This is a genomic window from Moraxella sp. FZLJ2109 (genome assembly GCF_024296965.1).
Lineage (GTDB): Bacteria > Pseudomonadota > Gammaproteobacteria > Pseudomonadales > Moraxellaceae > Moraxella.
In genome coordinates this window covers 660,164-673,383 of record NZ_CP101112.1, presented here as the reverse complement: position 1 = coordinate 673,383, position 13,220 = coordinate 660,164, and the positions used below count along the sequence as shown (strand labels likewise).

At 47.6% G+C, this 13,220-nt stretch carries 11 protein-coding genes; 7 read left to right on the top strand and 4 right to left on the bottom strand.

Annotated elements, in window-relative coordinates:
- Nucleotides 1-168 precede the first annotated feature (168 nt).
- From glyQ to NKU06_RS03170, 5 genes are all read left to right on the top strand, one after another.
- On the top strand, nt 169-1,110 hold the full coding sequence (glyQ, locus tag NKU06_RS03190) for a glycine--tRNA ligase subunit alpha (protein WP_078254010.1): 942 nt from the start codon (nt 169-171) through the stop codon (nt 1,108-1,110).
- Nucleotides 1,110-1,463 (top strand): hypothetical protein, encoded by a 354-nt coding sequence (locus NKU06_RS03185; RefSeq protein ID WP_254728709.1) that lies wholly within the window; start codon nt 1,110-1,112, stop codon nt 1,461-1,463. The genes glyQ and NKU06_RS03185 overlap by 1 nt, the downstream gene beginning before the upstream one ends.
- Before the next feature lie 45 nt (nt 1,464-1,508).
- Nucleotides 1,509-2,477 (top strand): virulence protein RhuM/Fic/DOC family protein, encoded by a 969-nt coding sequence (gene rhuM / locus NKU06_RS03180; protein WP_254728707.1) that lies wholly within the window; start codon nt 1,509-1,511, stop codon nt 2,475-2,477.
- Nucleotides 2,478-2,515: 38 nt separating this feature from the next.
- A complete protein-coding gene (gene glyS / locus NKU06_RS03175) occupies nt 2,516-4,582 on the top strand; it encodes a glycine--tRNA ligase subunit beta (RefSeq protein WP_254728705.1) in 2,067 nt (688 codons plus the stop codon).
- Between the two features lie 371 nt (nt 4,583-4,953).
- Nucleotides 4,954-5,307, top strand: coding sequence for a hypothetical protein (locus NKU06_RS03170; protein WP_254728703.1), 354 nt, complete (start codon nt 4,954-4,956; stop codon nt 5,305-5,307).
- Nucleotides 5,308-5,581: 274 nt separating this feature from the next.
- Here NKU06_RS03170 and upp read toward each other — a convergent pair whose 3' ends face one another.
- From upp to NKU06_RS03150, 4 genes are all read right to left on the bottom strand, one after another.
- Nucleotides 5,582-6,226 carry a uracil phosphoribosyltransferase gene (upp, locus tag NKU06_RS03165; RefSeq protein WP_371928024.1) on the bottom strand — a complete coding sequence of 215 codons (645 nt, stop codon included), beginning with the start codon at nt 6,224-6,226 and terminating at the stop codon, nt 5,582-5,584.
- Between the two features lie 129 nt (nt 6,227-6,355).
- Nucleotides 6,356-7,249: a 4-(cytidine 5'-diphospho)-2-C-methyl-D-erythritol kinase gene (gene ispE, locus NKU06_RS03160; protein WP_254728701.1), complete on the bottom strand. Its 894-nt coding sequence runs from the start codon at nt 7,247-7,249 to the stop codon at nt 6,356-6,358.
- Between the two features lie 10 nt (nt 7,250-7,259).
- Nucleotides 7,260-7,832, bottom strand: coding sequence for a lipoprotein insertase outer membrane protein LolB (gene lolB, locus NKU06_RS03155; RefSeq protein WP_254728699.1), 573 nt, complete (start codon nt 7,830-7,832; stop codon nt 7,260-7,262).
- 41 nt (nt 7,833-7,873) lie between these two features.
- A complete protein-coding gene (locus NKU06_RS03150; RefSeq protein WP_254728697.1) occupies nt 7,874-9,901 on the bottom strand; it encodes a tetratricopeptide repeat protein in 2,028 nt (675 codons plus the stop codon).
- Between the two features lie 246 nt (nt 9,902-10,147).
- On the opposite strand from NKU06_RS03150, the gene hemA reads away from it, so the two are divergent.
- Together hemA and NKU06_RS03140 are read left to right on the top strand one after the other, a co-directional pair.
- A complete protein-coding gene (gene hemA / locus NKU06_RS03145; protein WP_254728695.1) occupies nt 10,148-11,482 on the top strand; it encodes a glutamyl-tRNA reductase in 1,335 nt (444 codons plus the stop codon).
- Between the two features lie 155 nt (nt 11,483-11,637).
- The gene (locus NKU06_RS03140) at nt 11,638-13,134 is read left to right on the top strand and encodes an aminoacyl-histidine dipeptidase (protein WP_254728693.1); all 1,497 of its coding nucleotides are present in this window, start codon (nt 11,638-11,640) and stop codon (nt 13,132-13,134) included.
- The last annotated feature ends 86 nt before the right edge of the window (nt 13,135-13,220 follow it).

The following is a 13,220-nucleotide window of genomic DNA, read 5'->3' as shown; positions in this document are numbered from 1 at the left end:
GAAAATCATGCAGTTAATATTAAAATATTAACAAACGATTTGACGAAGAAAAACAAGATTTAGCTATTTTTCATGCAAAAATTGATGAAAAGTATTAAATTTTTATCATATTTTGTGACAATGTTATCAATGTTCAACACGCCCTACATGAAAATCGGGCGATAACTCATGACTTTTCAACAAATTATTCTCACTCTTCAAAACTACTGGGCGTCTCGTGGCTGCGTCGTGCTTCAGCCTTATGACATGGAAATGGGCGCAGGCACATTTCATACGGCGACATTTTTGCGTGCTTTGACTCCCGAAAAATGGAACGCCGCCTATGTCCAGCCATCACGCCGTCCGACCGATGGACGCTATGGCGACAACCCGAACCGTCTGCAACATTATTATCAATTCCAAGTGGTGCTAAAGCCCAACCCTGCCAATATCCAAGAGCTGTATTTGGGTTCGCTAGAAGCGTTAGGCATTGATACTTTGACCCATGATATCCGCTTTGTCGAAGATAACTGGGAGAGCCCAACGCTTGGTGCGTGGGGGCTTGGCTGGGAAGTGTGGCTAAACGGTATGGAAGTCACGCAGTTTACTTATTTTCAGCAAGTCGGCGGTATCGAGTGTTTCCCTGTGACCGGCGAAATCACCTACGGTCTTGAGCGTCTTGCCATGTATATTCAAGGCGTCGATAGCGTCTATGATTTGGTCTGGACGGACGGCGAATTTGGCAAAGTGACTTATGGCGATGTATTTCACCAAAATGAAGTGGAGCAGTCCACCTACAACTTTGAATACGCCAATGTCGATAAGCTGTTTGAATTGTTTGACTTTTATGAAGCTGAAGCAGATAGACTTGTCGCGGTGAATTTGCCACTGCCTGCTTATGAGATGGTGCTAAAAGCAAGTCATACCTTTAACCTGCTTGACGCTCGTGGGGCGATTAGTGTGACCGAACGCCAACGCTTTATTTTGCGTGTGCGTACGCTTGCTCGTAAAGTGGCGGTGAGCTATACCGAAGCCCGTGCCAAGCTTGGTTTCCCATTGGCGGACGAAGCGCATAAGGCAGAAGCGCTGGAGAAGTGGTTGCCGAAAGACGAACAAGCGGAGAATAAATAATGAAAGCAACGAAACTGATTTGGGTTCTAGGTCTATCAGCATTCCTAACCGCCTGTGGTTTTATCGGCGGTAATGATAATAGCGATGACAAGGGCGATACCACCGAACAAACCAGTCACCAAGACAATCAAAGCGACAACGATCGTGATAGCGACCGCGCCAACGACGCTGATAATGACCGTGATAATGATGGTGATAATCAAGGCAATCAAGGTGATGACGACCGAGATAACGACCGCCAAAATGACAACGACAACGATCGTGACAATGATGATGACAATGACAGCGATCGTGATAATGAGCGCAATCAGGACAACGACCGTGACGATGACGGCGATAAAAAAGATGATTAAGTCTTGATTTGAACGGTGAGTTATCAAAGTTTAAATGGAGTGATAATGACCAACCCCATAGAAATCTACCAAACCACTACAGGTGATACTAAGGTAGAAGTGCGTTTTGATAATGATACCGTTTGGCTGTCACAAGCTCAAATGGTGCAACTTTTTGGGCGTGATGTTTCCGTTATTTCACGACATATCAAGAATGCATTGGCAGAAGGCGAGATTACCGAAAAAAGCAATTTGCAAAAAATGCAAATTGCAAATTCGGATAGACCTGTGGTGTTTTATGATTTAGAAACCATCATTTCTGTTGGCTATCGCATCAAGTCACAACAAGGCGTGGCTTTTCGCCGTTGGGCAACCGCTCGTTTAAAGGATTATTTGCTCAAAGGCTATGCGATTAATCAAGACCGCCTTGCCCAAAATGCCCACGAACTTGAACAGGCATTGCTGTTAATCCAAAAAACTGCCAAATCACCTGAATTAACCCTTGATGGCGGTCGTGGTTTGGTGGATATTGTCAGCCGTTATACGCAGACATTTTTGTGGCTACAGCAGTATGATGAAGGTCTGTTGTCCGACCCCAAAGGTGAGCTTGGTGGTACTTTGCCAAGCTTGGATGAAGCACGGCAGGCATTGGCAGGACTCAAAGCGGATTTGGTGGTAAAGGGCGAAGCAACCGAACTGTTTGCCAAAGAGCGGGGCGATGGACTGTCTGCGATTTTGGGTAATTTGGAGCAAACGGTGTTTGGCGAGCCTGCTTATCCGAGCATTGAAGAAAAGGCGGCGCATTTATTGTATTTTGTGATCAAAAACCATCCTTTTGCTGATGGTAATAAACGCAGCGGGGCATTTTTATTTGTGGATTTTTTGCATAGAAATGGACGATTATTCATTGCAGAAAATACACCGATTATCAATGACACGGGTCTGACAGCGCTCGCACTATTGATTGCAGAATCCAACCCTGACAACAAAGAAACGCTGATTAAATTGGTTGTACATATGCTACAGCCACGATGATTTTTAAATAAATTAAGCGATTGAAATTAAGGTAAATTATGACCACAATCCTATTTGAACTTGGCACCGAAGAGTTGCCACCAAAAAACCTAAAGACCTTGCGTGATGCCTTGACGGACAATGTCAAAGCCGCCTTGGATAGCCAAAACATCACTTATCAGGCGATTAAGCCTTTTGCAGCACCACGCCGTCTGGCACTACAGATTGTCGGTATCAGCGACAAACAGCCTGACCGCACCGAACAAAAACGCGGCCCTGCCGTCAAAGCAGCTTTTGATGCTGATGGCAATCTGACCAAAGCAGGTCTTGGCTTTGCAAGCGGACTTGGCATCACCAAAGATGACATTATCACCATCAGTACGGATAAGGGCGACTATATCGGCTATGAATTGACCGTACAAGGCAAGCCTGTCACCGAGCTTCTACCAGCGATTTTCCAAAAAGCCCTAGATGATTTGCCGATTGCCAAGCGTATGCGTTCGGGGGCGAGCAAAGAAGAATTCGTCCGCCCTGTGCGGTGGGTGGTGTTGATGGCGGATAATGCGGTGATTGACGCTACCATCCAAGGTCATAAGGCAGGCAATCTGACTCGTGGACATCGTTTCCATGCGCCAGATTTTGTTGAAATTAGTCATGCTGATGACTATGAATCTGTGCTACATAATGCCAAAGTCATCGCTGATTTTGATAAGCGTCAAGCATCGATCAAAGAGCAAGTTGCCAAGCTGTCTGATGAAGTCGGTGCCGTTGCCATCGTGCCTGATGAGTTGCTTGATGAAGTCACCGCTTTGGTGGATTTGCCAGTAGCACTACGAGCCAGCTTTGAAGAGCGATTCTTGGCTGTGCCACAAGAAGCCTTGATCAGCACCATGCAAGCGGATCAAAAGTATTTTTGCTTGACCGATAAAGATGGTAAGCTGTTGCCGTATTTTGTATTTATTAGTAATATTGAAAGTAAAGATCCAAGCCAAGTGATTTTTGGTAACGAAAAAGTTGTGCGTCCACGCCTATCGGATGCAGAATTTTTCTTCTTGCAAGACCAAAAGCAGCCGCTATTTGCTTTGACCGAAAATCTAAAAAATCGCATTTTCCAAGATAAGCTTGGCACGATTTGGGAAAAATCAGAGCGTATCGCTACACTGTCCGCCTTTATCGCTACTCAAATTGGGGCGAATGTTGAAGAAGCCACCCGAGCTGCTCTGTTATCTAAATGTGACCTTGCCAGTACGCTGGTGGGCGAGTTTCCTGAGCTACAAGGCGTGGCAGGTACTTATTATGCCCGTCTAAATGGCGAAGCCAAAGGCGTGGCGGATGCCATCGAAGAGCAATATTTACCAAAGTTTGCTGGTGACAAACTGCCTGCGACCGACATCGGCACCGCCCTTGCTTTGGCGGATCGTATTGATACGCTGGTGGGGATTTTTGGCATCGGCGAGATTCCGACAGGTTCAAAAGATCCATTCAGCTTGCGTCGTGCATCGATTGGTGTACTGCGGATTTTGATTGAAAAACGCCTAAATCTTGGCCTAAGTGAGTTGATTCAGCACGCTTTGAGTGGCTATGGCGACAAGCTTAGCGATGCTGCCAAGACTTCTGATGAAGTGATGGAATTTATCAATGCTCGTTATCGTGCGATGTACAGCGAACAGGGCGTAGCGGTCGATACCATCCAAGCGGTGCAGGCGATGGATATTGATGTACCGATGGATTTTGATGATCGTATCCGTGCGGTGCAGGTGTTCAGAAGCTTGCCGCAGGCGGGTATTTTGGCAGAGAATAACAAGCGCGTTGCCAATATCCTTGCCAAGGCAGATGTCGCGGTGAGCGATGCGGTTGATGAGTTGGTGCTGGTTGAATCTGCCGAAAAAGCCTTGTTTGATGCGGTGAAATCTGCCCAAAATGCTGTCGCACCGCTGCAAGCTGCCGCTGATTATCAGGCGATTTTGACCACTTTGGTAAGTTTATCTGAACCATTAAAAGCCTTCTTCGATGATGTGATGGTCAATAGCGATGATGCCAAGCTGAAAAATAACCGTCTGGCACTACTACAACAAGTGCGAAATCTGTTTATGTTGGTGGCGGATATTAGCTTGCTACAGGGTTAATCATTCAAATACCAAAAACACCATCAGTGAACCGCACCCCAAAAGTTAGACAACCTTTGGGGTGTTTTTTCTTTGGTATGCCAAAGGATTGTTTAATGTGGATGGATAAGCATTGAATAGGTTCTGCAATCAATAGAAATGCTGTAGAAGTCGTCATCACCACTGGATTTGCACAGTGATGATCGATAGATAACGATCGAATAATTGTATGATATTTTTAAATAATTATTATGATAACAAAGGGTGGGTTTAAAAAATAATACCTGCAAGAATCATTCCTAATTTGGTGTGGGTTTTTTTGATTTCTAAGTGGCTGTGCGGTTGTGAACTCATGCACAACATATAGACGACAAGGCAAAAATGATGCTATTATGTACATTGACGATAGTAAATTAAATTCTTACAGTCGTGAAGAATTGGAGAAAGTAAAAATGGCAATTAATATTACAAAAGTATTGCATGATGTGGAAATGGTTAGAAAACAACTTGAAATGGATAAACAGCGATACGAAAATGAGCGAATGGAACGACAAGCCCAATTGGATGCTGAAGCTGAAGAACTCAAGGTAAGAGTTGCCAAAATGCAAGCTGAAATTGATGAGGCTATCAAAGCAACAAAACATCGTCCATCAACATCTGTCATTGTAGCATCTATTGCTTGTTTTGGTAGTATTGTGATCGCATTGATTGCAGCGGTTACATTTTGGCTAACAAATCCAGTTTAACCATAAATAAAACGCTGTCTATATCAATGTTAACTTGCAAATGTTAAAATCGTTGGAGTCATGTTTTTTTATTTTCTAAGTGACCCATGCAGTCGTGAACGATGCGATAACTCGTACGCATCTATAGTCATTCGATGGTAAAGTGAATATCGCATATCGGCATTGCTCATCAAGTCAAAACGGTCGCCTAGATATCGGCAGTCTCAATGATGTGCCGAATAAAAAAGCGTAGGTTGTTTTATCATCAACCTACGCTTGATATCTTAAAAGCGTTTTACAACTGCTTCGTCCCAAAAATCTTATCACCTGCATCACCAAGCCCTGGGATAATATAGCCATCTTCATTCAGGTGGCTGTCTAGGGCAGCGGTGTAGATTTTCACATCAGGATGTGCAGCATTGACCGCGCGCACGCCTTCAGGGGCGGCGACCAGCACAAGTGCTTTGATGTTGGTGCAGCCGTGCTTTTTGAGCATATCGATGGTTGCGACCATGCTGCCGCCTGTGGCAAGCATCGGATCTAGGATCAGCGCAGGGCGTTTTTCGATGTCATTGACAAATTTCTCAAAAAACGGCACAGGCTCAAGCGTCTCTTCATCGCGCTGCAAGCCCACCACAGAAATCTTAGCGGTCGGCAGCAAATCAAGCACACCATCAAGCATGCCCAAGCCTGCGCGCAAAATCGGCACGACGGTCACGGTCTTGCCCTTGATCTGCTCGCCTGTGATCTCACCGCACCAGCCTTGCATGGTGAAGCTTTCGATCTCAAAATCACGGCTGGCTTCATACGCCATCAGGCGACCCAGCTCATTGGTCAGGGTGCGAAATTTATAAGTACTGCTGTCTTTTTCGCGCATCAAAGACAGCTTGTGGCGCACCAAAGGGTGGTCAATCACATGAATGTTCAAGTCGGTGGTCATAAAAATACCTTAATTTATCGTTATCAATCTGAAAACTAGGCACAGATTTACGCCGCCATGATACCAATTTTTGGCGAAAATTTCATCTACTTCTTGGTAAAAATCACAGCAAAAAGACCAAACTGCGCTTTATTCACCGTACAAGCTGACTGCGACGACACTCGGACAAGGTGATGATAGTTGCCAAGCGGTCAAAGTTGCATCATCGATCTCATCACCAATTGGCAAAAATACCGTGCTGCCCGTGCCGCTCATGCGTGCGGTCGTGCCTGTTTGCGTCCTAAGTGTGCGCAGATAACTCATCGCAGCGGCAACTTCTGCCGAATCGCTCAGAGCAATTGGCTCAAAAACATTTGTAAAATCAGCAGTTTGTACCATGCCATATTCAGCATAACGCTCATCGATACGATCTAGCAGTGGGCAGTTTTTTTGTAGCTTAGGGTGGCTAAAATAGTGCGCGGTGGCAAGGTGTGCATGGGGCAAAAGCAGCAAATAGCGCGCTGCCGGCAGATGTAAGGGGGTAAGTTTATCGCCAATTCCCATCGCCAAGGCATCGCATTGTTTCATTTGGCTAAAAATAAAAAACGGCACATCTGCACCAAGACTTGCGCCGATATTCACCAGTGTATCACAGTCTAAATCCAATGCCCATAGTGTATTGACCGCAAGTAAAGTGGCTGCGCAGTTACTTGAGCCGCCGCCCAATCCTGCACCGGTGGGGATTTTTTTGTCCAGATGGATGGCAATCGGTTTGGCTTGATTAGGGCATTGTGCCGCCAATGTTTGTACGGCTTTGACGATCAAATTATCATCAATATCATCGGTCAGTGTATCTGCGCCTGTCAGTGTCACCAGTGGCGTATCGTCCGTGATGATATCGGGATTGATAAGCTCAAAACTCAACTCATCGCCAAAATCAATGGCGCGAAATACGCTTTGTAAATCATGGTAACCATCATCACGCTTGGCGGTGATATGTAAGAATAAGTTAAGTTTGGCTGGAGAAAATACAGTCATCTGCATGGCGCACCCGCTACTGATGATTGATGGTCATGACCACGCGATGACCGTCGGTGTGGGTGATGTGCAGGCGGTTTGGCTGATTTTTGCTGTTGTATTTAAAATTGGCAGTCCACGCGCCATTGATTGCAGTGGCTAGGCGACCTTGAGCATCACGGGTATGTGCGCTGTCGCTTGGAGCGGGGCGTGTGACGATCCAGTAAGGCAGCTGCGAGATCGGCGCTTGCCAGCCTGTAGCACTGTATAATAATTCATCAGGATTGGCTGCGCTGATAGTGCCTGTGCGTTCGCTGTTGAGCGTTGCGACTTTGCCATCGTAGCTGATGTCGGTAGTACCGATGCCGAGTGCACCTGTTAAGTTAATATTAAAATGCTCGCCTTCTTGCGCCCATGCATAAAAGGCACTGCCGCCTTGTGCGCCTGTATCGGTCTGTGTGGTGATACCGATTTTACCTGAGATATGAAAACGAATGGGCGCGTCTGCTACAGATGCTATGCTTGTATTGGGTTTGACAGCCTGCGTGGTGGCACAAGCCGATAGTAGTAAGCTGCTGACAGCCAACGCGGCTAAGGCGAATTTTTTCATAAAAATCCTTGAGTAAATAATGGCTAATTAATAAGATAAGATTAATAAATTTGACTGTCTGTGCTGTTTGCTTGACCGACGCCAAAACGCGCCTGCAGATCAGCAAGTAGGCTTGTGACCATTTGGGTATCACCCAAACCTTGATAAGCGCGCAGCAGTGCAATGCCCACATCGAGCGTCGGCATGACATCGTACGGTGCTTGCAGATAGTCGATGACGGTGTCGTATTGCTGATTGGCAAGGGCGGCATTGGCAAGCGCCAACAAGGCATCAAGCTGACGCTGGCTGTCGTATTCAGGATCATCGAAGCTGATGTTACTGATGCGTTCGGCGATTTCTAGCGCGTCTTTGTCGTGCGAGTCTTGGCTTAGGCGGAACTTGGCATCGGCAAGCTGATAGTCGGGATTAAACTCATCAATCTCAAGCAGCTTGGCGATGGCTTGGCGTTTGTCTTCAGGCTCAAGTTCATCTTCTAAGAGCTTAAAGCTGGCATAAAGTAGGCGATCGTCATTGGGATAATCGCGGTTAGCGATGGTGAGTAAGTCCTTGGCGTGCGCCTTATCGCCTTGGCTTAGATAAATCTCAGCTTGCAGGATGTAGCTGTCTGGCGCATAGCTTTCGAGCTCATCACGCAGTCGCGTCAGTGTCGCGATGGCAGCATCGATGTTGTTTTCTGCCAAATAAAATCCCACCACTTTGGTGCGCGCATCCAGCACATTTTCATAATGCGTCACTTGCTCATAGTGGCGGCGTGCGTTTTGGACATCGCCCAGTCGCTCATAGCCGATGCCCATATAATAATGCGCTTGACTGGCAAGGGTTGGATGTTCAAGCAATGGCTCAAGCACGCTGATGGCATCGGCATAGCGCGCGCTATCAAGCCCAACCAAGCCTGATAATAGGCGAATGTCAGGATCGTTGGTGTTTTTATTGGCTTGGGCAAGCAGTGTCCATGCGCGCGACAGCTCCCCTTTTTCGATCAGATAGCGGATCTCGTACAAGTACAGATCTTTTTCTTTGGGCAGCTGTTTGCGCATTTTATGCAGATAAGTCCACAGCTCATCCATGCGATTGCTTGCGCGTAAGATGTCCAGTTTGAGCGTGATAAAGGCAAGGTTTTTTGGTTCAAGACTCAAGGCTTGATTGACATGAAGACGCGCGGCGTCGTATTCATTTAGCCCCATCAAGATACCCGCGCGCAGCACTGAGATCGACGCGTTATTTTGTCCAAGGTCTTGTAAGGCGTACAACAGCGCGCGCTTGTCATCGGGATTGGTTGGGATAATGCCGTTTAGGATTTGCCCCAGATCTGCTCGTGGATCATAGTGCAAAATCATCGAAATCATGCTGGCTGCCTGATTGTATTCACCGGCTTTGAGCGCCAAATGCGTGACATAGAACCATGCAGGAATGTGCTCAGGGTTGGCGTCTTGCCAAGCGGTGGCAAAGGCAAGTGAATCGGCAGGCTGCTCAAATTCGATGGACAAGCTTAACGCGCGCTCAAAGACGCTCGTGGCATTATTCTTAAAAGACTCTGCTTTATAAATGGTCAAAGCACGCTCAACATCACCGCGATCGGCAGCAAATTCAGCGTCCAATAATGCATATAAATCAGGCGTATCAAGCATCGGTAGTGTATCGCCTGCCACGAGTGTATCGCTCAATAAAATAGAAGGCACATCAGGGTGCGCGGTATCGCTAAAAGCGTGTTTGGGCGCAGCTTGTGGCGCATCTGTATTAAGCGTATCAAACGCATCATCGCCTGTATCGGGCACGGCAAGCACCGCTTCTTCATCGTGCGTGGCGGTGTCGGCGTGTGTGTCGGTGGTTGCAGCTGTATCAGGCGTGCTATCAGCTTTTGGTGTCGCGACAGGGTTATAAAAAGGTAAAAGAACTTTTAATAAAGGATCAAAGACATTGGCATGCACAGCAGGGACAAAGGCAACCGCGCCAACGGCAATCAGCGTAACTGCCAGTGGTTTTTTGGCAAAGTGCGACGCCTTGCCTGATGCGTGGGCAGTCAGTGCATGGGTGAGATCACGGTTGTGTGTGCGCCAAAATTTTTTCATCACTGGGCAACTTATCAAATCAATCAACCTATTATAAAAGGATTTTTGATAAGTGCAAATAAAACTTGATCAAACCCTGCCAAATGCCATCATTTTTTAACAAATGTACACCAATGATACAATATTGCGTCAAACTGCGTAAAAACTCGGTAATTTCGCCGTGAAAATTTGTACCCCAAGTTATAAAGCTGTTATAATACCCTGTTTATTTCGCTTATTTTGCACCATCTGTTTTCGGGTTTTGTTATGAAGCTTGCCGTTATCGGAGTCAATCACAAGACTGCCCCTGTTGAATTGCGGGAGCGGCTGTCGTTCGGCTCGGATATGGGGCAGGCGATCAGCGAGCTGTCCGCGCAGGTCAATGGCTGTACCATCGTCTCGACTTGTAATCGCAGTGAGCTGTATTTTGGCATTGATGATCACAGCTTGACTGATGAAGGGGGCGATGATGCCCAATCATCAAAAACCCTGCAGGCGATCGGGCAGTGGCTTGCGGATTTTAAAAACATCGACTTTGAGCAGATCGTGCCTTATCTGTACATCTATGAAGATGACCGCGCGCTCAATCACTGGCTGCGCGTGGCAGCAGGGCTTGATTCGATGATCTTGGGCGAACCGCAGATTTTGGGGCAGATTCGTCAAGCGGTGGCGGTGTCGCGCGAGCATGGTGGTGTGAGCAGTGAATTTGGCTGGCTGACCCAGCAGGTATTTGCTGCTGCGCGCACGGTGCGCCGTGATACTAAGGTTGGTGCGCAGGCGGTGACTTTGGGCTTTGCGACAGCCAAGCTTGCCACGCAGATTTTTGATAATCCCAGCGATTGTACTTTTTTACTTGTCGCAGCAGGTGAGATGAACCGCCTTGTGGCGCATAATGTCGCCGCTTTGGGCGTCAAAAAAATCATCATCGCCAATCGCAGCCATGAGCGTGCGCAAGCCTTGGCAGATGAACTGGCTGAGATGGCAAAGGCTGCCAATCGCGCGCTTGAGCTTGAGATCGTTGGGCTTGATAAACTTAGCGATGTCTTGCCAAAAGCCGATATCGTCAGCAGCTGCAGCGGCAGTATGCAGGCGCTGATCAGCTTTGATATGGTAAAAAATGCCCTAAAAATCCGCCGTCATCAGCCGATGCTGTTGGTGGATTTGGCAGTGCCGCGCGACATTGAGCCTGCGGTGGGTAAGCTTGATGATGTGTATCTGTATTCGGTCGATGATCTGCAGACGGTGATTGCGGGCAATATCGCTGAGCGCAAGCAGGCGGCGGTGGAAGCAGAATTGCTCGTTGGGCAATTGGTCGCAAAAATCACTGAGCAAATGCAAGTGCAGACCGCACGCATGCAGATCAAGGAGTATCGCGCGGTGGCGGATGCGCACCGTGAGCGACTGCTTGCCAAGGCGATGGCGCGGATTGAAGATGGTGAAGATGCTAAGATGGTGCTTGAGACTTTTGCCCACGAGCTTAGCCAAGCGTTAATGCACAGCCCATCGCGGCTGATTCGCCACAGTGCACAGCACAGCGACGCACAGACGCTTGAGATGGTCGTGCAGACGCTGATTCACAGCTATCGAGATAAACAGGTATAGGGCTTATACCTGTTTTTTTTGTTGGTGCGGTTTTGTGATATTGTCAATTCTATCGAACAATCCTTCATGGATGTTTGCCAAACAACTTGGGCACACATACCCAATCTGCTACAATACAGCTCATTACTCCATAGATATGACAATCAGGATGCCTCATGACCTTTCACCCATCTGCTTATGAAGAAAATTTAGCCGTCGTTAAGGATTTTAACCCATCGCTTTTGTGGCGATGGTTTGCGCGCATCAGTGCCACGCCACACCCAAGCTATCACGAAGAAGCGCTTGCTAATGACATCATCGCTTGGGCAACATCAAAAAACCTTGCCGCCTACCGCGATAGCGTCGGCAATGTCATCATCAAAAAACCCGCCAGTAAAGGCTATGAAAATCGCCCAACCATCGCCTTGCAAGCGCATCTGGACATGGTGCCACAAGCCAATGCCGATACCGCACATGACTTTGCCACCGATCCCATTCGCCTGCGTATCAATCCTGATGATGATGCGTGGCTGATGGCGACAGGCACGACACTTGGTGCGGATAATGGCATTGGCATGGCAAGCTGCCTTGCGGTGCTGGAAGATGACTGCCTAAGCCATCCGCCGCTTGAAGTGCTTTTGACCATGACCGAAGAGACTGGCATGGTGGGTGTATTTGGGCTGCAGCCGCATACTTTAGATGCGACGATGATGATTAATACCGACACTGAAGAGATTGGTGAAGTATATATTGGCTGCGCTGGCGGTATTGATGCAGATATTAGCCTGCCGCTGACTTGGCAAGCTGCGACAGATACTGCGGTACAAATCAGTATCAAAGGACTGCGCGGCGGGCATTCAGGCATTGATATTCATAAGAATCGCGGTAATGCCATTAAGATATTGGGGCGTGTTTTGGCGGTGCTGCAGGTGCAATTTGCCGATAAATTCAGCCTAAGCACTATTACAGGCGGCACGCTGCGTAATGCCATTCCCCGCGAAGCCAGTGTCATCATCAGCTGCGCGCCAGATACTGCCGATGTCATCATTGCCAAAGCAGAACAAACATTTGCCACCATCGCGACCGAGATGGCAAAAGCTGAGCCAAATTTCACCGCTGAAGCCGCTTTGTGTGCGCCGACCGCTCAGATACTCAGCACAGACAGCAGCCGCACCGCTATTCATCTGATCAATGCCTTGCCAAGTGGTGTGGTGCGCCATAGCGATGTCGTGGCAGATACGGTTGAGACTTCTTTGTCCTTTGGCAAGCTTGCCATCAAAGATGATCAGCTTGAATGCACCTTATTGATCCGCTCTTTGATCGAATCGGGCAAAATGGCGGTTTGTGATACCTTGCAAAGCATCGCGACATTGGCAGATGCGACCATCACGCTTGATGGCAGCTATGTCGGTTGGACACCTGATACCGATTCTGCCATCACCGCGACCACCATGAAATTATATACCCAAATCCTAGGTCATGCACCCGACATCAAGGTCATTCACGCAGGACTAGAATGCGGACTGATCAAGACCAGCCATCCACAGCTTGACATCGTCTCCATCGGCCCTACCATCAAAAATGCCCACTCGCCTGATGAAATGGTGCATATCGACTCGGTGGCAACTTATTGGACGCTATTGACACAGATTTTGGCAAGTGTTGGCGATTGAGTGATTGATATAAATTGATCAAAATTTCTAAAAAAAACAAAAACCGCTCATGGTAACTTCATCAACCATGAGCGGTTTTATATTTT

Coding starts and splice junctions, on each gene's coding strand:
- glyQ (WP_078254010.1), top strand. CDS start 169: ATGACTTTTCAACAAATTATTCTCACTCTTCAAAACTACTGGGCGTCT.
- NKU06_RS03185 (WP_254728709.1), top strand. CDS start 1,110: ATGAAAGCAACGAAACTGATTTGGGTTCTAGGTCTATCAGCATTCCTA.
- rhuM (WP_254728707.1), top strand. CDS start 1,509: ATGACCAACCCCATAGAAATCTACCAAACCACTACAGGTGATACTAAG.
- glyS (WP_254728705.1), top strand. CDS start 2,516: ATGACCACAATCCTATTTGAACTTGGCACCGAAGAGTTGCCACCAAAA.
- NKU06_RS03170 (WP_254728703.1), top strand. CDS start 4,954: ATGTACATTGACGATAGTAAATTAAATTCTTACAGTCGTGAAGAATTG.
- upp (WP_371928024.1), bottom strand. CDS start 6,226: ATGACCACCGACTTGAACATTCATGTGATTGACCACCCTTTGGTGCGC.
- ispE (WP_254728701.1), bottom strand. CDS start 7,249: ATGCAGATGACTGTATTTTCTCCAGCCAAACTTAACTTATTCTTACAT.
- lolB (WP_254728699.1), bottom strand. CDS start 7,832: ATGAAAAAATTCGCCTTAGCCGCGTTGGCTGTCAGCAGCTTACTACTA.
- NKU06_RS03150 (WP_254728697.1), bottom strand. CDS start 9,901: ATGAAAAAATTTTGGCGCACACACAACCGTGATCTCACCCATGCACTG.
- hemA (WP_254728695.1), top strand. CDS start 10,148: ATGAAGCTTGCCGTTATCGGAGTCAATCACAAGACTGCCCCTGTTGAA.
- NKU06_RS03140 (WP_254728693.1), top strand. CDS start 11,638: ATGACCTTTCACCCATCTGCTTATGAAGAAAATTTAGCCGTCGTTAAG.